Origin of the sequence: Flavobacterium sp. HSC-61S13 (assembly GCF_024171535.1) — a bacterium.
Lineage (GTDB): Bacteria > Bacteroidota > Bacteroidia > Flavobacteriales > Flavobacteriaceae > Flavobacterium.
Genome location: NZ_JALJZV010000006.1, coordinates 147,588 through 171,499, shown reverse-complemented (window position 1 = coordinate 171,499; position 23,912 = coordinate 147,588). Strand labels below are relative to the sequence as shown.

The following is a 23,912-nucleotide window of genomic DNA, read 5'->3' as shown; positions in this document are numbered from 1 at the left end:
AAGCTAAAATTTTAGACTTGGAATTAAAAACTAAAATAGTACTAGATAATTGTTTACAAGAAATAAAAAAAGGACTGTCATTATTGACAGTCCTTAATAAAATTACTTGGAATCGAGGTTTCTAAAAACCAGTTGATTGTCAAAACAATCCAGTACTACGATGGAATCGGCTTTTACGTTGCCACCTAATATCTCTTTGGAAAGTTGGTTTAAAACCTCGCGTTGTACGACTCTTTTTACCGGACGTGCTCCGAAATGCGGATCATAGCCTTTGGTCGCTAAATAATCAATAGCTTCCGGAGTGGTCTCTAGAGTAATATGTTGTAAAGACAACATCTTAATAACGCCTTTTAATTGTAAACTAACTATCGCATGTATGTTTTCACGAGTCAGCGGTGTAAACATAACAATTTCGTCAATACGGTTAATAAACTCTGGACGTACCGTCTGCTTTAAGATGTTTAATACTTCTGTTTTAGCACTCTCTGAAGCACTTTCGATATCATTACCGGCATTTTCGAATTTCTCTTGAATGACCTGACTTCCAATGTTGGAGGTCATAATGATAATCGTGTTTTTAAAGTCGGCCAAACGTCCTTTGTTGTCGGTTAATCGTCCTTCATCCAATACCTGTAGTAAAATATTATACGTATCGGGATGCGCTTTTTCAATCTCGTCGAGTAATACTACCGAATACGGTTTACGTCTAACGGCTTCTGTCAACTGACCACCTTCGTCATAACCCACATATCCTGGAGGTGCTCCGACCAATCTACTCACGCTATGACGTTCTGAGTACTCACTCATATCGATACGTGTCATCGCATTTTCATCGTCAAATAGATATTCCGCCAAAGCTTTAGCCAATTCGGTTTTACCCACACCTGTCGTTCCTAGGAAAAGGAAAGAGCCTATTGGACGTTTTGGATCTTGTAAACCAGATCTACTGCGTCTTACCGCATCGCTGATGGCTTCAATCGCTTCTTCCTGACCCACCACACGTTGGTGTAGTTCAGCTTCGAGATGCAACAGTTTGTCACGCTCGCTTTGAAGCATTTTGGTTACCGGTACTCCGGTCCATTTGGCTACAATCTCGGCTATATTATCATAGGTAACCTCTTCTTTAATCAAAGTGTGTCCCTTTTGATTTTCATCCAATTGCAATTGCTGTTTTTGCAATTCCTCTTGAGCATCTTTGATTTTTCCGTATCGGATTTCAGCTACCTTTCCATAATCACCCTCACGTTCCGCTTTTTCAGCTTCCAATTTATAGTTTTCAATGTCGAGTTTAATGCTTTGGATGTTGTCCACTACATCTTTCTCGGCTTTCCATTTCGAATAGATATCGTTACGCTCCTCTTTTAAATTGGCTAAATCCAATCCCAGTATCTTGAGCTTATTTTCGTCATTCTCGCGTTTTATCGCCTCAATCTCAATTTCCAATTGCATGATTTTACGATCTAAGGCGTCGAGTTCTTCTGGTTTTGAGTTGATTTCCATTCGAAGTTTGGCAGCAGCTTCATCCATTAAGTCAATGGCTTTATCTGGCAAATATCGATTGGTGATATAACGTTGTGATAACTCTACAGCGCCGATAATCGCCTCGTCTTTGATACGAACTTTATGATGCGCTTCATACTTTTCCTTAATACCACGTAAGATCGAAATCGCACTTTCGGTATCGGGCTCATCAATCATAATCTTTTGAAAACGACGTTCCAAAGCTTTGTCCTTTTCAAAGTATTTTTGATACTCATCCAAAGTTGTCGCTCCGATCGCTCTGAGTTCTCCACGAGCTAATGCCGGTTTAAGTATGTTGGCCGCATCCATAGCACCATCACCACCTCCAGCACCCACCAAGGTGTGAATCTCATCGATAAATAAGATGATGTTTCCATCGGATGAGGTAACCTCTTTGACAACCGATTTCAAACGCTCTTCAAATTCTCCTTTGTATTTTGCCCCGGCAATCAAAGAACCCATATCCAACGAGAAAACCATTTTGTCCTGTAGGTTTTCAGGTACGTCACCCTGCACTATTCTTCGAGCTAGGCCCTCTGCTATAGCTGTTTTACCAACTCCAGGTTCACCGATTAACATCGGATTGTTTTTAGTTCTTCTCGATAGAATTTGTAATACTCTACGAATTTCCTCATCACGACCAATAACCGGATCTAATTTTCCGTCCTTGGCGAGCTGATTTAAGTTTTTCGCATATTTGTTTAAGGAGTTATAGGTTTCTTCTGCAGAAGCAGAAGTTACGCGTTCTCCTCCTCGGATTTCGGTTATAGCCGCAAGCAAATCTTTCTCGGTCACGCCCTGATCTTTTAAAATCTGTGCAACCTTGCTTTTCGATTTAAAAATAGCCAATATCAAATGCTCGATAGAAACGTATTCGTCGTTCATCTTTTGAGCAATAGAACTAGCCTCGGTTAACGCATTGCTGGCTTCTCTAGAAAGCGTAATCGTGCCGCCACTAACCTTCGGAAAACTTGCGATAGTACTGTCCAATATTTGCTTGAACAAGTCCACGTTAATGTTTAATTTTTTTAAGATAAAGGGAGTCACATTTTCGTCTACAGCGAGTATCGCTTTGAAAATATGCTCGTTCTCTATCAATTGTTGCCCGTTGCCCTGCACCATGACTTGTGCTTGCTGTAAGGCTTCTTGCGATTTAATAGTGAAATTATTTAGATTCATTTTTCAATATTTTTTTTGGTTATTAACTCACAAACAATTTATATTCCATACTTTAAAAAGCGACAAAGTGTCTTGTTTTTTGCGGATTACTTATAACAAACCATGTCTTTTTGTCATTAGCTAGCGCTATTTGACTATCTACACTAAGCATTCAGCCCTCGGTAGTTTCTTCCTATAAATTTACAGCTAATTATTTAATAATGAGTGATAAAACGTTTTTTAATTAGCGTTGAAGCTTATTGATATAAAAGACTAAACTTTAACGATATGAAAATTTTGTTTTATGAAAAAAAACATATTTTTAAAAAATATAAGATTTTATTCTTATCATCAAAAGTTATAAACTTAATCTTAAACTATTTTTTATGAAGAATGCAATTGTTTTATTGATTTTATTCGTTGTATTGATATCCTGCAAAAGTGATGATGGTAGCAACGCACAGCGTTTGGGGAATTGGAGAGTGTACAGCCATACGGAGAGCGGTATGGTGCCCGTTCCTAATCCTACAACGATTTTTGAAGAAGATATTTATTTGAATTTTGAGAGCGAATTAACCGTATCCGGAAATTCCATGGGCAAGTTTCATTTAAAAGATGGTATTTATCCTTACACTGCAAAGTATGATTCTAAATTAAGTAGCGAAGTAGTAGAGATTGGAAATTTTTCATATATGAAATACTATATCGGTGATACATTGGTTTTAAGCATTGCTTATATGGATGGAGGAACTCTTAAATTAGTGAAACCGTAACCTTCTATTTGTGATAGCTCATATTTGATTTAAGGTTTATATATTATTTGATCTTTTGTTTAAAAAAAAGTGAATTGGTTGTTTTATTAGTAAAAATGCGAGTTTTTATTTTATAAAAATAGCTAATTATAAATGGGTGAGTGGTATAGTATTTGAGCCTAAAGTATTGACACTTAGTGTTCAAATAGTATAAATTTAAATCACTAACCATTATGAAAAGATTAGAAAATAAAACAGCCATTATTACAGGAGGAGCAAGTGGAATTGGCAAAGCAACGGTAGAATTATTTGTGAAAGAGGGAGCTCAAGTAGTCATTGCTGATTTTTCGGATTCGGGCAAAGAGCTTGAGGAGCGGTTGAATCGGGAAGGACATCAAACCTTATTTGTCAAAACGGACGTCACCAATGAGGAGGATGTGAAAAATATGGTTGCTAAAACCGTGGAGAAATTCGGTAAACTGGATATTTTATATGCCAATGCGGGAATTGCCAATGATGGAAATATCGATGAATTGGAATACGATAAATGGAAGAGAACCATCGACATCAATTTGAATGGCGTTTTTCTTTCCGATAAATATGCTATTATGCAAATGTTAAAACAGGGTACAGGCGGTGCGATTGTCAATGCGGGCTCTATACACAGTTTTGTGGGTAAAGTAGGAGTAACAGCCTATGCTTCAGCAAAAGGAGGAGTTAAGTTATTGACTCAAACTTTGGGGGCTACCTATGGAAAAAAAGGAATTCGAGTAAATGCTGTTGCACCGGGTTATATCGATACACCTTTGATACACGGAGCCAATACTCAAGATCTGGTTAATTTACACCCTATGGGACGTCTGGGAACACCAGAGGAAGTAGCTAAAGCGGTCTTGTTTTTGGCCTCTGATGATGCTTCGTTTGTCTCGGGAACCGAAATTTTAGTCGATGGAGGTTATACAGCGGTATAACTTTTAGGCTGATACGCTGATACGCTGATACGCTGATACGCTGATACGCTGATACGCTGATACGCTGATACGCTGATACGCTGATACGCTGATACGCTGATACGCTGATCGGCGAATGGGCGTATATGCAAATGGGCATATAGGCTTTAAAAACAGATAAATTGGAAGGCTGATCCCTTTTTACGTGTTAGGGCGAATGGGCGTATATGCAAATGGGCATATAGGCTTTAAAAGCAGATAAGTTGGAAGGCTGATCCCTTTTTACGTGTTAGGGCGAATGGGCGTATATGCAAATGGGCATATAGGCTTTAAAAGCAGATAAGTTGGAAGGCTTATCCATTTTTACGTGTTAGGGCGAATGGGCTGATGGGCGAATGGGCATATAGGCTTTAAAAGCAGATAGGTTGAAAGGCTGTTCCGTTTTTACGTGATAAAGCGTATTCGCGTATGTGCGTATGGACATATAGGCTTATAGAGAAGTTTGCAAAAAAAAGCCTAACTTTGTTTAAAAGCGACAACTATGAAATGGATACAACTAGAATCGGAAGATCAATTGGCAGAGTTAGCAACGCTGTCAGAGCAAACACCTGTATTGATATTTAAGCACAGTACCAAGTGTTACATTAGTAAAACGGTATTAAAGAATTTTGAGAACACCTATCAAGAGCAGGATAAGGTGGTTACTTATTTTTTGGATCTCATTGCATATAGAGCTATTTCAAACAAAATAGCGGCAGATTATAAGGTAGAACATCAGTCGCCTCAGTTGATTGCAATCTACAAAAATGAGGTCATTTACCACGCGTCTCACAGTGATATCGATGCAGATGCCGTACTAAAAGCGGTAAATGCTAAAATTTAAACAAGATATTTTTAAATAAAAAAAGCTCCAAATTGGGAGCTTTTTTTTATTTAAAAGGATTTTTATATACTTAGGGTGTTGGCTAGTAATTGACTAGAAACTTCGCCAAAACCAATTCGAACTTGGCCATTTTGGCAATAACCTCTCATAATTACCGTGTCGTTGTCTTCGATAAAGGTGCGTTTGGAACCATCTTTCATAGTGATCGGATTTTGTCCAGCCCAGGTTAATTCCAATAGCGATCCGAAACTCTCTGGAGCTTTGCCCGAAATGGTTCCTGACCCCATTAAATCGCCTGAATTAATTCGGCAACCGTTGATGGTGTGATGTGCCAATTGTTGGCTCATCGTCCAATACAGGTATTTAAAATTGGAAACAGTAACACGAGTGGCATCACTATTTTCAGGTTTGATATGCACTTCTAAATTGATATCAAACGCGTGGTCACCATCTTGCTGTAAATAAAGGAACGGCTTAGGGTCTTGTTGTGGGCTAGCTGTTCGATACGGTTCTAAAGCATCCATAGTAACGATCCAAGGTGAGATCGATGAAGCAAAGTTTTTTGCTAAGAATGGGCCTAATGGAACGTACTCCCAAGTTTGTATATCGCGAGCGCTCCAATCGTTTAATAAGACCATACCGAAAATGTGCTCTTCGGCTTCTGCAATGGGAATATTTTCGCCCATTACATTGGCATCGGTGGTGATAAAAGCGGTTTCCAATTCAAAGTCTACTCGTTTTGAAGGACCAAATACGGGTTGTGTTTCTCCTTTTGGTAAGGTTTGTCCCAAAGGCCTACGTACCGGTACGCCCGATGGAACTATGGTAGAACTTCTACCGTGATAACCCACTGGTATGTGAAGCCAGTTTGGCAACAAGGCATTGGCGGGGTCTCTAAACATCATTCCGACATTGGTAGCGTGTTCTTTACTGGAGTAAAAATCGGTATAATCACCGATTAAAACGGGTAATTGCATTTCGATATCGCTGATGTTGAATATGATCACATCGCGATGAGAAATAGTATCTCTAAGAGTAGTGTTGTTGGCATCGAATATATCGGCCAAACGGTTGCGCACCGCTCTCCATGTTTTTTTTCCTGCAGAAATAAAATCGTTTAAAGTGTCTTGCATAAAAAGGTCGTCGGTCAAATCGATTCCCTCAAAATACCCTAACTGATGTAGTGCATTCATGTCAATAGCAAACTTTCCAATTCGAGTACCAATAGTGATAACATCTTCTTTGGTTATAAAAACGCCAAAAGGAAGATTCTGGATGGGAAAGTCACAATCGGGTGCAACTTCTAACCAACTCTTTCTTTTGGGGTCATTAGCAGTTATTATCATAGTTACAATTTTTAAATGATTTTGGTTATATAAGTAGATCAAATATATAATTAAGCGTGTAATTAACAAACGTTTTTCGTATTTTTGAAATCATTTTAACGTAAACAAATAAAATGCAAAACGATACACAAATTTTTGACCTGATTCTTGAAGAACAAGACAGACAAATACACGGATTAGAATTAATTGCTTCTGAAAACTTTGTAAGTGAGCAAGTAATGGAGGCCGCTGGATCAGTATTGACCAACAAATACGCCGAAGGATATCCTAATAAACGTTATTACGGAGGTTGCGAAGTTGTCGATGTGATTGAGCAAATCGCCATTGATAGAGCTAAAGCTTTGTTTGGAGCAGCATATGTAAACGTACAACCCCATTCGGGTTCACAAGCCAATACAGCAGTGTATTTTGCTTGTCTAAAGCCCGGAGACAAAATATTGGGATTTGACCTTTCTCATGGAGGACATTTAACACACGGTTCGTCCGTAAACTTTTCTGGTAGATTGTATCAACCGGTATTCTACGGAGTTGACCAAGAAACTGGCGTTTTGAATTACGATAAAATTCAAGAAATAGCTACTAGAGAGCAACCAAAAATGATCATTGCAGGAGCTTCGGCATATTCCCGTGATATGGATTTTGAGCGTTTTAGAGCTATTGCAGACAGTGTTGGAGCTATTCTAATGGCTGATATCGCTCACCCTGCAGGTTTGATCGCTAAGGGATTGATGAATGACCCTGTGCCTCATTGTCATATAATCACTACTACTACACATAAAACACTGCGTGGACCTCGTGGAGGAATGATCATGATGGGGAAAGATTTCGAAAACCCATTCGGATTGAAAACGCCAAAAGGTGAAGTGAGAATGATGTCATCTCTTTTAGACAGTGCAGTTTTCCCTGGAAACCAAGGAGGACCTTTAATGCATATCATAGCTGCTAAGGCTGTGGCATTTGGAGAGGCGCTTTCTGATGAGTTTTTTGAATACATGTTACAAGTGCAAAAAAATGCCAAAGCTATGGCAGCTGCTTTTGTAGCCAAAGGATATAACATCATCTCTGGGGGTACAGACAACCACATGATGTTGATCGATTTGAGAAACAAAAACATCAGTGGAAAAGATGCAGAGCAAGCCTTGGTAAAAGCAGAAATCACTGTAAATAAAAACATGGTTCCATTTGACGATAAATCACCGTTTGTAACTTCTGGAATCCGTATTGGAACTCCTGCGGTAACTACAAGAGGATTGGTAGAGGCAGACATGGTAACCATCGTGGAATTAATCGATCGCGTTTTGACTAATCATACCGACGAGGATGTGATTGAAGCGGTTGCAGATGAAGTAAATGATATGATGGGAGAACGAGCGATGTTCGTATACTAAAACCCATTTAAAATACGTAATAAGAGCAGCTCTAGCAATGGAGCTGCTTTTTTTAGCGTTTAGCTGAAGCGGAAAAAGTGATTTCGAGGGAGCAACTAAAACGAATTTTGGGTTTGATGCTCTGCCCATAATTTTTGGTGTAGGAAAAACATGTCAAATATTTTAATAATATGAGTAGAATTTATAAACTTTTTGCCATACTGTCGCTTTTAATGTTTTATTCTTGTATTGATTGTGAGCAATCAGCTCAAACTTACAGAAAGTATGACTTAGAAGTTGTTTTAATAGAAAAGCCGACTATAATCTCGGATATGGAATTTGTAGGAACTAAAATAAATTCCAGTGAGATAATTACTACTAGAATAATGGGGCGATGGTTTCGTAATTATATCGATTATATGGAAGTAGGAGATACGGTTATCAAACGCAAAGGAGAATTACCTTTGTATATACATAAAAAAGATACTGTGATGTCTTTTAGTTGGGATTGTCAAGGTAAAATATATGAATAATTTTTTTGCATAAGCATTAATGAGCAGAATTCTTACGCCTGCGCCAACATCTTGTCGATGTGCGTAAATTAATCGCTTAGTTTAGTCACTAGTTTATATTGCCAACAAAAAAATCCCAACCGTAAAAAGTTGGGATTTTATGTTTATAAGTTCTAGAAAAGCAAAGCGCAAAAAAAGCGGTCCTTATAGACCGCTTTTGCTGATTATCTCAATTGAGCATCGAGTTCCGATTCCAATTGTTTTTGTATTTTACTCATGATCTTGTCGATTTGTACATCAGTCAAGGTTTTGTTGGCGTCCTGTAATTTGATCTTAATAGCATAAGATTTTTTGCCTTCTGGTAATTTATCGCCTTGGTATACGTCAAACAAACTCACTTCTTGAATTAAGCTCTTATCCACTTGTTTTACCAAGTTGTATATCGCTTCAAAGGAAACACTGTTGTTAACGAGTAAAGCTAAATCTCTACGCACTACTGGAAACTTAGTAATGTCGTTAAATTTAATCTTCGTACTAAGCATTTTTAAAACAGCATCCCATTTAAATCCGGCATAACACACTTCTTGTTTGATGTCAAAACTCTTTAAAATCGTCTTTTTCAAAATTCCGAGTTCAACCAATAATTCGTTACCAACATAAAAAGAAATTCCCTCAGAGAAGATATCATTTTCAACGGGTTGGCTGTGGAAATTAGTGATTCCCAAGCGCTCTAAAAGACTGTTGACATAACCTTTGAATTCAAAGAAATCCGATGGTTTTTGTGTGGTATTCCAGCTTTCTGCTACGTTGTTACCAGTAGAAAAAAGAGCCAAATGTTTGGGTTCTTCGTATCCTGAAGGCAACTTGTGATAGCTTTTTCCGAATTCAAATAATTTTAAATCCGATTGTTTTCTATTGATGTTGTAAGAGATCGTTTCCAATCCACCAAACAGCAAGGTTTGTCTCATCACAGACAGTTCATTGCTCAAAGGATTTAAAATATCAACCTGATAAGCTGATTTTAGATGCTCTGTCAATTCGGTATAAGCAGGTGTGGTCAACGAATTGTTCATGATTTCATGAAATCCTTGAGATACCAATTGGTTGGCACAGATGTTTTGAACTTTAAAATCGTCTGTTTTTGACGTATTTGAAATGGTTGCGTTAAGTTTTGAAGGTGTTTTGATGTTGTTGTATCCATACACTCTTAAAATCTCTTCAATAACGTCTATTTCGCGTTGTACATCTACTCGGTATGCAGGAATAAGGATTCCCAATCCCAAATCAGACATACTGTTGACTTTGATGTCCAAGGATACCAAGATTTTCTTGATGGTTTCTTTAGAAATCTCTTCACCAAGTATTTTAGTGACGTTGTTGAAATTTAAGAATACCGAATGATCTTCTATTTTCTTAGGATAGAAATCGATGATATCCGAAGTGATTTCTCCACCGGCAACCTCTTGTATTAAAAGTGCTGCGTGTTTTAAGGCGTATTCTGTTATCGACGGATCGATACCGCGTTCGAAACGGAACGAAGAATCGGTGTTTAAACCGTGTCTTTTCGCTGCTTTACGAATCGCGATCGGATCGAAATAAGCACTTTCTAAGAAAATAGATGTCGTGTTTTCTGAAACGGCTGATTTGATACCGCCAAAAACACCGGCCAAGCACATTGGACCGTTTTCGTCGCAAATCATCAAATCGTCTTCGTGCAAGATGCGTTCAACACCATCTAGTGTGGTGAATTTTGTACCTGCTTCAACGTTTTTAACTTTGATTTTTAATCCTTTGATCTTTGCTGTATCAAAGGCGTGTAGCGGTTGTCCCAAATCGTGTAAAACGTAATTGGTAACGTCAACTATATTGTTTTTTGGAGTAATCCCAATTGATTTTAATCTGTTTTGCAACCATTCTGGTGAAGGTCTAACATCGATATCAGAGATGGTAACCCCACAGTAGCGCGGTACTTTCTTAGAGTTCTCGATAACAACATCTACCTTTAGTGTGCGTTTTTCTACTTTGAATTTGCTAACCGACGGTGTGATTATCTCATTGTTGTGGTTATGAGCTGGGTTTTGTAATAAACCCGCTCTCAAATCACGCGCAACACCCCAATGACTCATGGCGTCAGAGCGATTTGGCGTAAGTCCAATTTCGAAAACATCATCCGTTACAATGTTAAATACGTTTGCAGCAGTAGTACCCGCATCCCATTTATCATCCAAAACCAAGATACCATCATGTCCTTGACCCAATCCCAATTCCTCTTCAGAGCAGATCATTCCAAAGCTTTCTTCACCGCGAATTTTACCTTTTTTAATGGTAAAGGCATTGCCTTCTCCATCGGTAAGTATCGTTCCAATAGTAGCTACAGGAACTTTTTGTCCAGCTGCGACATTAGGAGCGCCACAAACAATTTGCAACGGTGTACCCGTTCCAACATCAACTTTGGTGATTCGTAATTTGTCTGCATTTGGGTGAGGATCACAAGATAAAACATGACCAACTACTACGCCTTGCAGGCCTCCTTTTAAGCTTTCATAGCGGGTAAGCCCCTCTACTTCAAGACCTAAGTCAGTTAGTATTTTGGAAGTTTCTTCTGGTGTAATGTCTAACTTAATGAATTGTTTTAACCAATTGTATGAAATATGCATTAGTTTCGATTTTATAAGTAGGCAAATATACGCAATGCCTATTTTTAAGTGAAATTATTTGAGATATTTAACGATAAAAAAATCTGCCCAAATTTAGATGAATTTATTTCGAGTTTCGGCAGTCGGAATCATGCAAGCATCTTTCTTGCCATACCAGCGATACCGGTTTTTGGCTATATAATCATAACCGCGATTGAGTAGGGCATTGGGCAGTACATTTAAAAAGGACAAAAAGGTGTACTTTCCTCCGAGGAATTCCGCAATTTTTAATGCGGCCTCTGCTTTTACATAATAAGCTTGGCCGGGCTCATACAGGATAATACTGTCAATTTTACCAGGCTCTACTCCGATGTAATTCAATATCTCTAAACCTTTTTCCGAAGTCAAAGGTGTAAATCGAAATTGGTCGTTAACATCTGCTTGAATGACTTTTTGTACCGTACTGTCACACAGGTTACAAACGCCATCAAACAGGACTATTTTCTTGTCTTTGGGAAGGTCTAACATCTTATTTGTTTTTTGGTCGTTCCACCAATTCTAACGTGTCCAGTGCAACTTTAGATACAAAGATACCATAATTTACAGTAGCTTTTTTCTTTTCGATTTGGTCTAAGGTTCCCACGGCTTTTCCGTCGATCATTCGCACGCGATCTCCAACTTTTAGTGCCACTTTAGGCTGATTGGCTAATTCTTGTTTAACCAATTCTTTTTTCTCCTTCTTCTCAACGCGGATTTGTTCTACTTTTTCCTCAACTTCCTTAATCAACACTTCCTGCTGTTTTTCCTTGACTTTTTTCTCTTTAACCGGTATGGGTTTTCTCTTGGAGTTTTCAATCTCTACCACACGTAATAATTCGCCAAATAGGGTTTTCTTGCTCTTGTTGTTAAAATATTTCTCCGACAGATCGTCCATCTTCTGTCCCAAGTATATCAAACGTTGATTGGCATCAAACAGCTCTTGATAACGTTCGAGTTTGTCTTGTATCTTAACGTTGATATGCTCCATTTTCTTACTTTCTTCTCGTGCCTTAGTCTCTTCCTCCTTAAGGTTTTTGGAAGTAGTTTCTAATTTAGAACGTTCTTTTTGTAAGTTGGCAATGGTTTTATCAAAACGCACCTTGTCGCCTTCAATTTTTTTCTTCGCGCGATTGATTAGACTGTACGGAATTCCGTTTTTCTGAGCAACCTCAAAAGTAAAGGAACTACCGGCCTGACCCACGTGAAGTTTGTAAAGCGGTTCTAAGGTTTTTTCATCGAAAAGCATGTTTGCGTTGGTAGCATGAGGCAATTCGTTGGCTAAAATTTTTAAATTGGTGTAATGTGTCGTGATAATTCCAAAAGCCTCTCGATCGTAAAACTCTTCTAGAAAAGTTTCTGCCAAGGCACCTCCGAGTTCGGGATCCGATCCCGTTCCAAATTCATCGATGAGGAATAAGGTTTTATCGTTACACTTCTTTAAAAAGTAATTCATGTTTTTTAAGCGGTAACTGTAGGTGCTCAAATGATTTTCTATCGATTGATTGTCGCCAATATCGGTTAGTATACGGTCGAAAATAAAGGTTTCACTACGCTCGTGTACCGGTATTAGTAAACCGCATTGTAACATCAGTTGAAGTAATCCTACCGTTTTTAAGGTAATACTCTTTCCACCGGCATTGGGACCAGAAATTACAATAATTCGACTGTTCTGTTCGAGTTCAATCGTCTGTGGGTAAGTAGGCTTCTTTTTCTTTTTATTGTTTAAGTATAACACCGGATGATAGGCATCTCTAAAATACACCCGACGTTCTTCGGTGATATTGGGCTTAATCCCGTTGATTTTTTCAGCGTATTTGGCTTTTCCAGCAATCAGATCAATATGTGCTAAAAAATCTTGATAGTCGGAAATAAGGTACTGGAAAGGACGTATCACGTTGGTCAGGCGTTTTAGTATACGCATAACTTCCTCGCGCTCTTCAAATTGTAAGTTGTTGAGCTCTCTTGAATAACGCAAAGTGGCTTCTGGTTCTATATATACGATACTTCCCGTTTTGGATTGTCCCAAAACACTACCTTTTACTTTCTTGCGATACATCGCTATAACGGCCAAAACCCGTTTATTATCGACTACAGACTCGCGAATGTCATCTAAATAACCAGAACTGCTGCTGCTGCTTAAAGCTGCCACAAAACTCTGGTTGATCTTACCGCGAACCGCATTGATTTGTTTGCGGATCTCTTGTAGATTTAAAGAAGCATTGTCCTTTACTTCGCCATATTTATCCAGAACAGCATCTATTTCTTTGGAAATCTGCTTGTTGATTTCCAGTTCTGTAGTCTGTGCTTGTAAAGTAGGGTAGTATTCTTGAAATTTATTTAAAAAAGCGAGCAGGGTTAAAGTCGTTTCAACCAAAGTCGCTATTTTTTTAAAACTACCTACATCGAGGTAACTGTCTTCAATAGCTAGAAACTTTAGCTCATAATGGATCTCGTCAAAATAATGATTCGGAATCACATTGTTATTCGTGAAAGAGGACAAGTATTCAGAGGTTTGCAAAAGGCCTTCGATGGTTTGTTCCGATGTAGAGAAAGGAACAACCTCTAGGGCTTTTTCTTTTCCCATTATCGTGACACAAAGATCAGAAATGGTTTGAAGTACCGTGTGGAACTCTAAATCTTGAAGGGTTTTGGGTTGTATAGAAGTCATAGATTCGCTCTCGTAATAAAGAGCAAAATTACTACTATTTTATGAGTTATCAACAGCTATTTCGATTCGAGAGAATACATTATAATGAAATAGATTTCGAGAATTATCTATATTTGTTTAAAATATGCGAGAGTCGTTGTCTTTGCGACAGCGAAAACTGGGGCATGGGTGTTTATAGGGCGGATAAGTATGATTAAATCGTGTAATATAACTGCTTAATAGCTAAGTAATGAACTGGTTCGATTTGCCTTGAAAAGAAGGCATTATAGTATATAAGATATAAAAAAAATAAGGATATATGAGTTTACAAATGCCAGACTCTTGGGCGGATTTTTATAAGTGCGAACAGCAAAAACCGTACTTTCTGGAATTGACGCAGTTTGTCTCTTCAGCTTATGAGTCTAAAAGGTGTTTCCCACCTATGGATCAAGTTTTTGCGGCCTTTGATGCTGTTTCGCCAGCGGATATTAAAGTGGTTATCTTGGGACAAGACCCTTATCACGGCTTGGGTCAGGCAAACGGTTTGTGTTTTTCTGTTCAGGATGGCGTGCGTTTTCCTCCTTCATTAGTCAATATATTTAAAGAGATTGAGCAAGATATCGGAGAACCTATACCGATTTGGGGTAATCTCGAACGCTGGGCAAATCAGGGGGTTTTGCTGTTAAATGCAACGCTAACTGTCGAGGAAGCTAAGGCGGGGAGCCATCAAAAAAAGGGATGGGAAGTTTTTACAGATGCCGTTATTCAATATGTGTCGGACAATTGTGAAGGGGTGGTTTTTTTGCTCTGGGGCAATTATGCCATTCAAAAAGGCAAAAAAATTGATGGTATAAAACATTTTGTATTAACTGCCGGACATCCATCACCCTTAAGTGCTAACCGTGGATATTGGTTTGGTAACAAGCATTTCAGTCAGGCGAATAGTTTGTTGGAGCAGCTGGGCAAAACAGCCATAGTATGGTAAATGGGAATGAAGTGAAGGCAAACAGTATTGTGTTGATAAAACAATAAAAAAAGGGTTGTCTCTATAGCAGAGACAACCCTTTTTTATTATGTAGTGAGAAAACTATTTTGCCAATAACTCAGCAACTTTAGCTTCTAATTCAGCACCTCTTAAATCTCTTGCAACAATAACTCCGTTTTCGTCCAATACGAAAGTTGCAGGAATCGCTTTTACAGAATAATCTGCAGCGATTGGATCTTGCCAGAATTGTAAGTTAGAAACTTGAGCCCAAGTTAAACCATCTTTAGCGATAGCTTCTTTCCATTTGTCACCATCTTTATCTAAAGATACACCGATGATGTTAAGTCCTTTTTCATGAAATTTCTCGTACAATTTAACCACATTAGGGTTTTCAACTCTACAAGGACCACACCATGAAGCCCAGAAATCGATGATGGTCACTTTACCTAAACTTTCTTTTAAGCTAACCATTTTTCCTTCAGGACTTGGAGCTGAGAAATCTGGAGCTTTTTTTCCAACAGTTACTTTGGCTACTTTACTCAATATTTCAGCTAATTCTTTTCCTTGTTTAGATTCTTTGATCTCTTTAGGCATTTTGTCAAACAAAGCTTGAGACTTTGCTGGTTCAATGCTATTTCCTTGAGTCATTTGATTTAAAATCAAAATTGAGATAAAGGCATCTGGAGTTTTTTCAACAAATGATAACGTATAGTTTTTTAACTCATTCGTGTATTTCTCATTGATTCCGTAAAGTGAATCCAATACTTTTTCATTGTTGTTTTGTTGTGCTTCCATAATCAACATTTGATTTTGTTGTTGGAAGTCAACTACTTTTTTCTGTAAAACACCAGCTTCTTTGTTGAAAGTAACAAAGTATTCGTTGTTTTTTGTTCCTGTTGCTTTAGCGTTTTGAACGTCATCTTTATTGAATTCAACTTTGATATCACCATTTTCAAGTACGAATGGCATACCTAGGTTATCAGAATCTTTTCCAAAAGCGATATATGAAATTTCCGTTTCAACTGCTTTTCCTTTTATTTCAAATTTCCCGTTTTTTACTACTGTCGAATCGATAGAAACGACATCCATATCGGATTGTTTTTTTAAGTAAACTTTAGTTCCATCTTCAATGCCTGTTACATTACCAGAGATAGTGAAACTATCGGTTGATGCATTGTTACATGAAGCCATAAGTGCTAGTGCACCAACTAGAGAAAAGATTTTTTTCATTTGTATTGATTAATTTATTTATTCTTAATTAGGTTGCTTGATAGATAGTGTATTACGCGATAGATAATTTCTATAATATAGCGAAATACGAGTACAAAGATACCGAAAAAAGTAGAATAAGAATTAAAAAATTGTTAATTTATAGGCCCTTTTTGCGGTAAATTTTGGTATAAATAATTTATTGAGTTTTTATACTAAAAAAATACACCAACAGCATGACCCATCCTCCGACTAAGAATAAACCGCCGATAGGTGTAATTGGTCCCAGTATTTTAATCTTGCTTTTCATGGCGCTACTGATCGTTAGTCCATAAATACTCAGGGAAAACAACAGGGTTCCCAATATAAAAAAGCGCACGGCATTGGTGAGGTATTCATTGGGGGTGGCAGCTGAAAGTCCGATGGCTAAAAGTGCTATGGCGTGATACATTTGATACCGAACTCCGGTTTCAAAATTGGAAAGTTGCTCTTTATTAAAACGTTTTTTGAGTAGATGAGCGCCAAAAGCGCCAAATATAACGGCAGTTCCTCCAAATATACTTCCAAATAATAGGGCTGTTTCGTGCATGTTTGTTTTTTAATTTAAGGTTAGAGCTCCGAGGATTTCCTCCGACATAAAAGGGCCTCCAGGGTAGCGTGCAGTATAGTCTAAATTTAACCAGATTTGCCCGCGTTCATCGATGTGGTAGTGAATTTCTTTTCCACGACTTTCTTCTTTAAACAAAACCTCCTTGATTAAGTAGTTGATGTTTTCTAAATCAGCCTTGGTTCCGATCAGCATTTCTGGATAAAGGTGTTCTTTGGTGTGAATGATCCGCGGGGTTCCTCCAATGGCTTGTATCAAGGCTGACATCAGGATCGCATGATCATCACAATCCCCAGAAAAATGCTGAAGGGATTCAGATGCTGTAGCTATGTATTCTCTGCCTTTTGGATCGTTGACGTAGTTCCATCGATTTCTAATTTCTTTAAAGATAGCAAAACACTGAATGATTTGGCGGTATTCGCTATATCCTTTGACATTAGTAAAGTGTTTGGTTGTAGCTAATAAGGCGAAATTTCGAACCTTTGGATTGTTGTACTCAACCGCATTGATAATTTTTGACTTGTTCGGAAACGGCAATAATTTTGAGATGATGACATCCTGTGGATTAGGACTGTCTGACATCGAGTAAATCATGGCTCTATAATCGTCATAGACTGCTGCAAATCCATAGCCTTGAAACAAGGTGCCCCAAATCAAAAAGGCGATGTAGATGAAAATACAAACAAATAAAAAGGTTTTCAGTAAGCGCAGTAATAATTGAAATAACATCACCAAAGCGATGAATAGCAGTATACGGTCAATGTGATAAGGCCAATCGGGATCTATAATATTCTGGTGAATAATTATAAATACGGGAATGATTATCAAAATATTTAAAATAAGTACAATAATAGAGTCCCAAGGCTTCGGAATAGTAAGCTTAGAAATGATTTTCTTGTATTGGGACACTTTAGTTTCGCTCATTGACTCGCGCTTATGACTTTACGACTTGTTGATAACTACTGGGTTTTGTAATCAAATTTAAGGCTAAAAGCTCCTTTTGTACGGCTTCAAAGTCTTGTTGGTTTAATTTTTTCTGTGACCACTGTGTCAACTGTAACCATTGTTGAATGTCGGTTACTTGTTGGTTAAATTTGGAAGCCAGAGTTCTATCGATACTTGGGATTTGTTTAAACTCGGCTGTGGTGTTATTGATGATTTCTAAAACGTGTTCGACAACGGCGCCATGCTGTTCTAAGTATTCATTGCGACAAACGATAACAAAAGAAGGCCAGGGCGTTGGGCATTGGCCGATGCGTCTAAAAACTCCTTGATCTACTAAGGGCTGTGTCATAAAGCGTTCCCACATAAAATAGTCTGCTTCACCGTTGGTCAATGCGTTAACTGCACCATCGATGGTGTTAACAATTTTTAGGGGTACCTCAGTATTCCAATTTTGCTGTTTGGCATGTACTAAGGCCATCAGATGCGAGCCAGACCCCAGACGACTGATAGCTGCGGTTTTGTCCAGCAATTGCCCAACCTGATTAAAATCCGATGAGGCATTAACGTGTATCCCCCAGAGCAATGGCGAAGAAACATATTCTTGAACAATCGTGCACGCATTGCCTAAAGCGATATCCTTGACAATTCCTTCGGTCAGTATAACCGCTAAATCAGTAGATCCGTCACGAAGCATTTGGCACATTTTGCCAGTTCCTTCAGGGATATCCGTCCATTCTAAATTCAAATCGACAGCTTCAAAATCACCGCTATCTATCGCTAAATGCCAAGGAAGATTGAAATGTTCCGGTACTCCTGCAATCCGAACTGTTTTCATCTTTTAAATTTTAACTGCTAAGATAGGAATTGCAAGCGTGATTTGTAATAATTTTTGGTTAAAACGCAAAAAAAATCTCCATTTTTTTAGATGGAGATTTTTTTAGAAATTTTTATTTCATCGAACCGGTTTGCTTGAATTTTAAATGAAAGTTAAACGCTTCATTTAAAAGGTGTGGGGTATGGCCACCTTCTAGTTTGGCGCGTTCAAAGTAGTCGCGTATAGCCTCTCGATAATCGGGATGTACACAGTTGTCGATGATTACTTCGGCGCGTTCTCTCGGTGAAAGCCCTCTTAAGTCGGCAAGTCCTTGGTCGGTTACTAAGATATCGACATCGTGTTCGGTATGATCCACGTGTGAAACCATAGGTAAGACATGGGATATCGCATTTTGATCCTTAGATGCAGCTTGAGTGACAAAAATACTTAAGTAAGCGTTTCGAGCAAAATCACCGGAGCCACCGATTCCGTTCATCATGCGATTGCCACCTATATGTGTGGAATTGACGTTTCCGTATATATCAAACTCTATAGCGGTGTTGATGGCTATAATTCCCAGACGACGAATCACCTCGGGTGAATTACTGATGTTTTGAGGGCGCAATACCAATTTATCTTGATAATTGTCAAAGTTCTTTAAAATGCGTTGGTAACAATTTTCAGTCACTGTAATCGATGATCCGGAAGCAAAGTTCATTTTACCCGAGTCGATAAGGTCAAAGGTGCTGTCTTGCAATACCTCGGAATACATAGTAAGGTTTTCGAAAGGGCCATCAATCAATCCGGTGAGCACCGCATTGGCTACTTTGCCGATTCCTGCTTGTAAAGGCAGTAAAGAAGGGGTTAAGCTGCCTTTTTTAATTTCTCCTTCGAAAAAACGAAGTAAATGTTGTGAAATGGCAGTGGTTTTTTCGTCGGGATGTGTCAATTCTGCCGGTGTGTCGAGTATATCGGTAAAAACAATACCGATCACGTGCTCTGGGTTGAGTCGGATAAACGCTTCTCCAATGCGATCGCTGACGGTTTGTATGGGGATAATTTCTCGGTTTGGATAACTTTGAGGGACACAATTGTCGTGAATTCCTCTAAATGAAACCGGTACTAAGGTATTTATTTCTATAATAATTTTAGGTGCAGCAGCGGCAAAATAAGCGGAATTTCCGATCGAAGTGGTCGGGATGATAAAACCTTGATCGTTGATAAAAGAAGCTTCGATGATCGCGATGTCTACAGCGGGTATATGACCACATTGAAGTTGTTCAATCGTTTCACTCAAATGTTGATCGACATATTTTACTTCGTAGTTGTTGATGCTTTTCCGTAAAGTGGCATCTGCTTGAAAGGGCATTCTGCGAATCAGTGCATGATTGGCTGCTAAATCAGCATCGGTAGTGTGACCTAAAGAAGCGCCTGTCAACAGGGTGATGGCTACATCTTCGGTGGCCGCTCTTTTTGCAAAAGCGGGTAGTACCGACTTACTGTCTCCGGCTTTAGTAAAACCACTTGCACCTACTACAGCTCCATTTGGTATCAGTTGCGCTGCTTGCTCAGCGGTGATAATTTTAGTTTTATACGCCTCAAAATTAATTCTTTCTAAAGGCAAATTATCTTCGATCATGTTCAAAATAAATTAAGCCCTAAATTTACTGACATTTTGAGAGTTATGAAAAATATATGACAACCTATTTTTGATAAAAGTCTATTTTAGACTGATTTTAAAAAACTTATAAAAAAAAGCCAACCTATTCGGTTAGCTTTTCTAAAGTATATTCGATTAATGCGTTAACCGCTTTATATGGATCAGAGCTGAAAGTTCCATCAGCCCTATTGGCTACGATGGCATTTAAGGATACGGCCTGATGGCCTAATAATTTTGACAAACCATAAATGGCTGCCGTTTCCATTTCCAGGTTTGTGATTCTGTAATAATCAAAAGTAAAAGTATCAATCTTGTGATTGAGGTTTTGATCTTGAAGAGCCAGTCTTAAAACTCTTCCTTGTGCACCATAAAAACCACTTGCGGTTGCGGTGATTCCATAATTCATTTGGCTGCCACTGAGGCGAGCTTCTAGAACAGTACTATTACTCACAATATAAGGACGTCCTTTTCTGCTGTCCCAATCGGTATGTGCGATAAAAGCCTCTTCCATATCTTCTTCACAGATATCGTGTAGTTCATAAGAGCGTAACATATTGTCCATGCCGATGCCGTATTGAGACAATAAAAAGCTGTCTACTGGCAGATCGGAATGTAGGGAGCCCGAAGTACCTACGCGAATAATATTTAAGGAAGTGTGTTGCTTAAGCGGTAGGCGCGTTTCAAAATCAATATTGACTAGGGCATCAAGTTCATTTAATACAATGTCTATGTTGTCTGGGCCAATTCCAGTGGAAATCACGGTGATTCGTTTGCCTTTGTAGGTACCGGTATGTGTTTTAAATTCTCTCTTTTGAGTGGTGAATTCAATCGTATCAAAATGTTTAGAAATTTGTTCTACACGGTCTTGATCTCCGACAAAAATCACATCTCGAGCTAAATTTTCTGGACGAAGGTTCAAGTGATAGATGCTTCCGTCGGGATTTAAAATTAATTCAGATGATTTGATGGGCATGGTTTTGATTTTTAAATTAGCCGCCTACGCGTTTGATTTTATACCCCTGTTTGCTGAGGTGTTCCATGATTTTGTCTCTGAAGTTTCCCTGAATAATGATTTCCCCGTCTTTTGCTGAGCCACCAACGCCGCATAGGGTTTTAAGCTGTTTAGCTAAAGACTTTAAGTCGTCATCACTTCCTTGAAAACCTTTAATCAAGGTAGCAACTTTGCCACCTCGATTTTTCTTGTCTAAATGAGCTTCTAATCGTTGTTCATTAGCAGCTAAAGGAATTTGATCTTCATCGGATTCCTCATACGAAAAAGAGGCATTGGTCGAAAATACGAAACCGCCTAAATCTTCTAAATTACTGATTTTTTTGCCCATTATTAATTTATTTCTTGATTAATCCCAATTCTACCAAACGCTCATGTAAATAAGCCCCAGCGGTGATGTCTTCAAACTGTTTTGGATGGTTGTCATCAATGCACTCGGCTAAACAGTTTAACGGCATCTCACTGATTGGATGCATAAAGAAAGGAATGGAGTAACGTGAGGTTCCCCATAACTCTCTTGGCGGATTAACCACTTGATGTATGGTTGATTTTAAACGGTTGTTGGAATGACGAGACAACATATCCCCGACATTAATAACCAGTTCGTCGGGTTGCGCAATAGCGTCAATCCATTCCCCATCGTGGTTTTGAACCTGTAATCCTTTACCCTGGGCACCCATAAGTAGGGTGATCAAGTTGATGTCGCCATGAGCGGCTGCGCGCAAAGCATTTTTTGGTTCGTCCTTAATAGGAGGGTAGTGGATTGGACGTAAAATACTGTTCCCGTTTTTGAGGTAAGCGTCAAAATAGAATTCGTCTAGCCCTAAAAATAAAGCTAATGCTCTTAGTACATAAACACCTGTTTTTTCAAGCATCTGATAAGTCTCTTTACCTACTTCATTGAAATGAGGCAATTCCTTTACCTGTACATTGGCGGGATAGCTGGCTTCGAGTTCCGCATTGTTTTCGACATATTGTCCAAAATGCCAAAACTCCTTTAGATCACCTTCTTTTCGTCCTTTAGCATGTTCCTTTCCAAAAGAAACATAACCGCGCTGTCCACCGATACCCGGTACTTCATAACTTTCTTTTACTTCCAACGGAAGGTTAAAGAAGTTGCGAACCTCAGTGTATAAATTTTCAACGAGTTGGTCATTAAGGAAATGACCTTTTAATGCTACGAATCCAATTTCTTCGTAGGCTTTTCCGATTTCATTTACAAATTTTTGTTTACGTATCGGGTCGTCCGATAGGAAATCACGCAAGTCAACACTAGGAATGTTTTGCATTGTTATAATTTGTTTAATAAAAAAACTTAATATAAGTGAAGCAAATTTACTGATATTTTTTAATAGGTTGGTACCGAAAAAGCAACTATCGTATTTATAAAAGGACAAAGGGCAGTTGGAAGTGTTTTTGAGGACTGAGCTGCATCTGAACGAGCTCACCGGCAAAACGCTAACAAACTGAAATTCGGGGAGGTTCTAGAAGACTTTTGGTGCAGTTGTCATCGGGTGTAGTTGCTCGAGTCAGTAGTTGCTCGAGTCAGTAGTTGCTCGAGTCAGTAGTTGCTCGAGTCAGTAGTTGCTCGAGTCAGTAGTTTTGCATTGTGATACTGTCTAATTATTTTCTGTCAAAAAAAACTTATTTTTTAACAGAAAGCATGTCGTAGGTAGTCGTTTCGAAGGAAGGTATTTATTATATTGTCTTTTTATTAAAATTTTTAATGAATATAAGTTGGTATTTGATAATAATAAGTGTATATTTACTAGTATAGGTTAAGATGTATAGTGAACTAGATAGATAACATTAAAAATTACAATTATGAAATTAAGACTTTTATTGTTTTTAGTAGTGCCGTTTTTTATTGCTTGTAATTCCAATGCAACTAAAGGAGGGCTAAGACAAGATGAAAGAGCGGCGGAAGCTGTAGGTGGGTGGTTGTATTACCATTCGATGAATAAAAACTACGATTCGATTTATAATTTGATGAGTAAGGATTATTTCGTAAATTCTTCAAAGGATAAATTGAAAACCTATCTGATCGAGAAAGAATCGAAGTTAGGCGATATCAAAACCTTTGAGATCACGGATTGGGAAAAAAACACCTCGACTAACGAAGCCAACGTGGATGCCCAATATGTGTTGAGGTATAAAGTAGAATACGTAAACGGAAAATCAGATGAAACCCTATACCTTTCCAAAGAAGGAAAAGATTTAAAAATAACGGATTACCAAGTGGAATCCGCAGGTTTATAAAAGGTCAAATAAGGTTTTAAAACTTTATTAATATAAATGAAATCACCTCTTCTATGGCTAAAATCCAGAGTTGAGGTGATTTTTTCTTTTAACTATAATGTTGTTTTTGTTTTTTTAGACATCAAGGCATCGTCTTGATATTTACAAAAGCAAGAGGATTGTTATCTCTTAACTTGGTTGATTTTGTCTTCAGCTTTATTGACTTCTTTTTTCATGTCTTTTACTTTGCTATCTACTTTAGCGTTTTCTTTTGTTTTTACCTCTTCCACTTTTGTTTTGGATTTAGCAACTTGGTTGTTGACTTGAGCTTCAGCCGTTTCAACTTTTTTAGTTGCTTTAGCGGTTTCTTGTTTAGTCGCGGTTTTTAATTTTTCAGGAGTTTGAGCCATAATGCTTGCTGAAGAAAATAAAGCTAAAGCTGCGGTAAGTACCATTGATTTTTTAATGTTCATAATTTTTAGTTTTAAATTGGTTATAATATATTGAAATCATTATTTGATTTCGTAAAGTGAAATTAATGTATAATTTGATTACGAAATTCGCAATTGTATTATTTGTGATAAAATTAGTATTTCCAATAAAAAATTAAAGAAATGCGAAACCCAAAAAAGCT

21 protein-coding genes are annotated in these 23,912 nt (G+C 38.1%); 7 read left to right on the top strand and 14 right to left on the bottom strand.

The annotated features are described in order from the left end of the window. Positions 1 to 102: 102 nt before the first annotated feature. A complete protein-coding gene (clpB, locus tag L1275_RS08020) occupies positions 103 to 2,700 on the bottom strand; it encodes an ATP-dependent chaperone ClpB (RefSeq protein ID WP_253471595.1) in 2,598 nt (865 codons plus the stop codon). 365 nt (positions 2,701 to 3,065) lie between these two features. On the opposite strand from clpB, the gene L1275_RS08015 reads away from it, so the two are divergent. From L1275_RS08015 to ytxJ, 3 genes are all read left to right on the top strand, one after another. Next, the gene (locus L1275_RS08015) at positions 3,066 to 3,452 is read left to right on the top strand and encodes a hypothetical protein (protein ID WP_253471593.1); all 387 of its coding nucleotides are present in this window, start codon (positions 3,066 to 3,068) and stop codon (positions 3,450 to 3,452) included. Positions 3,453 to 3,664: 212 nt separating this feature from the next. Further along, positions 3,665 to 4,402, top strand: coding sequence for an SDR family NAD(P)-dependent oxidoreductase (locus tag L1275_RS08010; RefSeq protein ID WP_253471590.1), 738 nt, complete (start codon positions 3,665 to 3,667; stop codon positions 4,400 to 4,402). 520 nt (positions 4,403 to 4,922) lie between these two features. Then, positions 4,923 to 5,264: a bacillithiol system redox-active protein YtxJ gene (gene ytxJ, locus L1275_RS08005; RefSeq protein WP_253471588.1), complete on the top strand. Its 342-nt coding sequence runs from the start codon at positions 4,923 to 4,925 to the stop codon at positions 5,262 to 5,264. Between the two features lie 62 nt (positions 5,265 to 5,326). Here the strand turns inward: ytxJ and fahA are convergent, their stop codons facing one another. After that, positions 5,327 to 6,610 (bottom strand): fumarylacetoacetase, encoded by a 1,284-nt coding sequence (gene fahA, locus L1275_RS08000; protein ID WP_253471586.1) that lies wholly within the window; start codon positions 6,608 to 6,610, stop codon positions 5,327 to 5,329. Positions 6,611 to 6,723: 113 nt separating this feature from the next. On the opposite strand from fahA, the gene glyA reads away from it, so the two are divergent. Both glyA and L1275_RS07990 read left to right on the top strand, forming a co-directional pair. Continuing rightward, complete coding sequence (gene glyA, locus L1275_RS07995) at positions 6,724 to 7,998, top strand: serine hydroxymethyltransferase (protein ID WP_253471583.1); 1,275 nt, start codon at positions 6,724 to 6,726, stop codon at positions 7,996 to 7,998. Between the two features lie 170 nt (positions 7,999 to 8,168). Beyond that, complete coding sequence (locus L1275_RS07990; protein ID WP_253471581.1) at positions 8,169 to 8,510, top strand: hypothetical protein; 342 nt, start codon at positions 8,169 to 8,171, stop codon at positions 8,508 to 8,510. Between the two features lie 203 nt (positions 8,511 to 8,713). Here L1275_RS07990 and pheT read toward each other — a convergent pair whose 3' ends face one another. From pheT to L1275_RS07975, 3 genes are all read right to left on the bottom strand, one after another. Next, a complete protein-coding gene (gene pheT / locus L1275_RS07985; RefSeq protein WP_253471579.1) occupies positions 8,714 to 11,146 on the bottom strand; it encodes a phenylalanine--tRNA ligase subunit beta in 2,433 nt (810 codons plus the stop codon). 93 nt (positions 11,147 to 11,239) lie between these two features. Continuing rightward, the gene (locus L1275_RS07980; protein ID WP_253471577.1) at positions 11,240 to 11,653 is read right to left on the bottom strand and encodes a thiol-disulfide oxidoreductase DCC family protein; all 414 of its coding nucleotides are present in this window, start codon (positions 11,651 to 11,653) and stop codon (positions 11,240 to 11,242) included. Between the two features lies 1 nt (position 11,654). Then, a complete protein-coding gene (locus tag L1275_RS07975) occupies positions 11,655 to 13,832 on the bottom strand; it encodes a DNA mismatch repair protein MutS (RefSeq protein ID WP_253471575.1) in 2,178 nt (725 codons plus the stop codon). 298 nt (positions 13,833 to 14,130) lie between these two features. Between L1275_RS07975 and ung the strand changes: the two genes are divergently transcribed. Next, a complete protein-coding gene (gene ung, locus L1275_RS07970) occupies positions 14,131 to 14,796 on the top strand; it encodes a uracil-DNA glycosylase (protein WP_253471573.1) in 666 nt (221 codons plus the stop codon). Positions 14,797 to 14,898: 102 nt separating this feature from the next. On the opposite strand, the gene L1275_RS07965 is transcribed toward ung, so the two are convergent. The 8 genes from L1275_RS07965 to L1275_RS07930 form a co-directional block, all read right to left on the bottom strand. Further along, positions 14,899 to 16,026: a redoxin domain-containing protein gene (locus tag L1275_RS07965; protein WP_253471571.1), complete on the bottom strand. Its 1,128-nt coding sequence runs from the start codon at positions 16,024 to 16,026 to the stop codon at positions 14,899 to 14,901. A 178-nt stretch (positions 16,027 to 16,204) separates the two neighbouring features. Next, complete coding sequence (locus tag L1275_RS07960; protein WP_253471570.1) at positions 16,205 to 16,594, bottom strand: DUF423 domain-containing protein; 390 nt, start codon at positions 16,592 to 16,594, stop codon at positions 16,205 to 16,207. A gap of 9 nt (positions 16,595 to 16,603) precedes the next feature. Beyond that, positions 16,604 to 17,536 carry a transglutaminase-like domain-containing protein gene (locus tag L1275_RS07955; RefSeq protein WP_253471568.1) on the bottom strand — a complete coding sequence of 311 codons (933 nt, stop codon included), beginning with the start codon at positions 17,534 to 17,536 and terminating at the stop codon, positions 16,604 to 16,606. A gap of 10 nt (positions 17,537 to 17,546) precedes the next feature. Continuing rightward, complete coding sequence (locus tag L1275_RS07950) at positions 17,547 to 18,392, bottom strand: substrate-binding domain-containing protein (RefSeq protein WP_253471565.1); 846 nt, start codon at positions 18,390 to 18,392, stop codon at positions 17,547 to 17,549. A gap of 112 nt (positions 18,393 to 18,504) precedes the next feature. Then, a complete protein-coding gene (locus L1275_RS07945) occupies positions 18,505 to 20,010 on the bottom strand; it encodes a succinate CoA transferase (protein ID WP_253471563.1) in 1,506 nt (501 codons plus the stop codon). A gap of 124 nt (positions 20,011 to 20,134) precedes the next feature. Then, complete coding sequence (locus L1275_RS07940) at positions 20,135 to 21,004, bottom strand: nucleoside phosphorylase (RefSeq protein ID WP_253471560.1); 870 nt, start codon at positions 21,002 to 21,004, stop codon at positions 20,135 to 20,137. Positions 21,005 to 21,020: 16 nt separating this feature from the next. Then, positions 21,021 to 21,371, bottom strand: coding sequence for a translation initiation factor (locus L1275_RS07935; protein WP_253471557.1), 351 nt, complete (start codon positions 21,369 to 21,371; stop codon positions 21,021 to 21,023). Between the two features lie 7 nt (positions 21,372 to 21,378). Next, positions 21,379 to 22,329, bottom strand: coding sequence for an isopenicillin N synthase family oxygenase (locus tag L1275_RS07930; RefSeq protein WP_253471555.1), 951 nt, complete (start codon positions 22,327 to 22,329; stop codon positions 21,379 to 21,381). A 535-nt stretch (positions 22,330 to 22,864) separates the two neighbouring features. On the opposite strand from L1275_RS07930, the gene L1275_RS07925 reads away from it, so the two are divergent. Continuing rightward, a complete protein-coding gene (locus L1275_RS07925; RefSeq protein WP_253471552.1) occupies positions 22,865 to 23,299 on the top strand; it encodes a hypothetical protein in 435 nt (144 codons plus the stop codon). A 161-nt stretch (positions 23,300 to 23,460) separates the two neighbouring features. On the opposite strand, the gene L1275_RS07920 is transcribed toward L1275_RS07925, so the two are convergent. Next, positions 23,461 to 23,751 carry a hypothetical protein gene (locus tag L1275_RS07920; protein ID WP_253471551.1) on the bottom strand — a complete coding sequence of 97 codons (291 nt, stop codon included), beginning with the start codon at positions 23,749 to 23,751 and terminating at the stop codon, positions 23,461 to 23,463. Between the last annotated feature and the right edge of the window lie 161 nt (positions 23,752 to 23,912).

Bases quoted from the DNA above. Each gene is read 5' to 3' on its own strand.
- L1275_RS07960 (WP_253471570.1), bottom strand. From the start codon at position 16,594: ATGCACGAAACAGCCCTATTATTTGGAAGTATATTTGGAGGAACTGCC.
- L1275_RS07940 (WP_253471560.1), bottom strand. From the start codon at position 21,004: ATGCCCATCAAATCATCTGAATTAATTTTAAATCCCGACGGAAGCATC.
- L1275_RS07980 (WP_253471577.1), bottom strand. From the start codon at position 11,653: ATGTTAGACCTTCCCAAAGACAAGAAAATAGTCCTGTTTGATGGCGTT.
- L1275_RS07955 (WP_253471568.1), bottom strand. From the start codon at position 17,536: ATGAGCGAAACTAAAGTGTCCCAATACAAGAAAATCATTTCTAAGCTT.
- fahA (WP_253471586.1), bottom strand. From the start codon at position 6,610: ATGATAATAACTGCTAATGACCCCAAAAGAAAGAGTTGGTTAGAAGTT.
- L1275_RS07920 (WP_253471551.1), bottom strand. From the start codon at position 23,751: ATGAACATTAAAAAATCAATGGTACTTACCGCAGCTTTAGCTTTATTT.
- L1275_RS08010 (WP_253471590.1), top strand. From the start codon at position 3,665: ATGAAAAGATTAGAAAATAAAACAGCCATTATTACAGGAGGAGCAAGT.
- L1275_RS07935 (WP_253471557.1), bottom strand. From the start codon at position 21,371: ATGGGCAAAAAAATCAGTAATTTAGAAGATTTAGGCGGTTTCGTATTT.
- ung (WP_253471573.1), top strand. From the start codon at position 14,131: ATGAGTTTACAAATGCCAGACTCTTGGGCGGATTTTTATAAGTGCGAA.
- L1275_RS08015 (WP_253471593.1), top strand. From the start codon at position 3,066: ATGAAGAATGCAATTGTTTTATTGATTTTATTCGTTGTATTGATATCC.
- glyA (WP_253471583.1), top strand. From the start codon at position 6,724: ATGCAAAACGATACACAAATTTTTGACCTGATTCTTGAAGAACAAGAC.
- L1275_RS07965 (WP_253471571.1), bottom strand. From the start codon at position 16,026: ATGAAAAAAATCTTTTCTCTAGTTGGTGCACTAGCACTTATGGCTTCA.
- L1275_RS07990 (WP_253471581.1), top strand. From the start codon at position 8,169: ATGAGTAGAATTTATAAACTTTTTGCCATACTGTCGCTTTTAATGTTT.
- ytxJ (WP_253471588.1), top strand. From the start codon at position 4,923: ATGAAATGGATACAACTAGAATCGGAAGATCAATTGGCAGAGTTAGCA.
- clpB (WP_253471595.1), bottom strand. From the start codon at position 2,700: ATGAATCTAAATAATTTCACTATTAAATCGCAAGAAGCCTTACAGCAA.
- pheT (WP_253471579.1), bottom strand. From the start codon at position 11,146: ATGCATATTTCATACAATTGGTTAAAACAATTCATTAAGTTAGACATT.
- L1275_RS07950 (WP_253471565.1), bottom strand. From the start codon at position 18,392: ATGAAAACAGTTCGGATTGCAGGAGTACCGGAACATTTCAATCTTCCT.
- L1275_RS07945 (WP_253471563.1), bottom strand. From the start codon at position 20,010: ATGATCGAAGATAATTTGCCTTTAGAAAGAATTAATTTTGAGGCGTAT.
- L1275_RS07975 (WP_253471575.1), bottom strand. From the start codon at position 13,832: ATGACTTCTATACAACCCAAAACCCTTCAAGATTTAGAGTTCCACACG.
- L1275_RS07925 (WP_253471552.1), top strand. From the start codon at position 22,865: ATGAAATTAAGACTTTTATTGTTTTTAGTAGTGCCGTTTTTTATTGCT.
- L1275_RS07930 (WP_253471555.1), bottom strand. From the start codon at position 22,329: ATGCAAAACATTCCTAGTGTTGACTTGCGTGATTTCCTATCGGACGAC.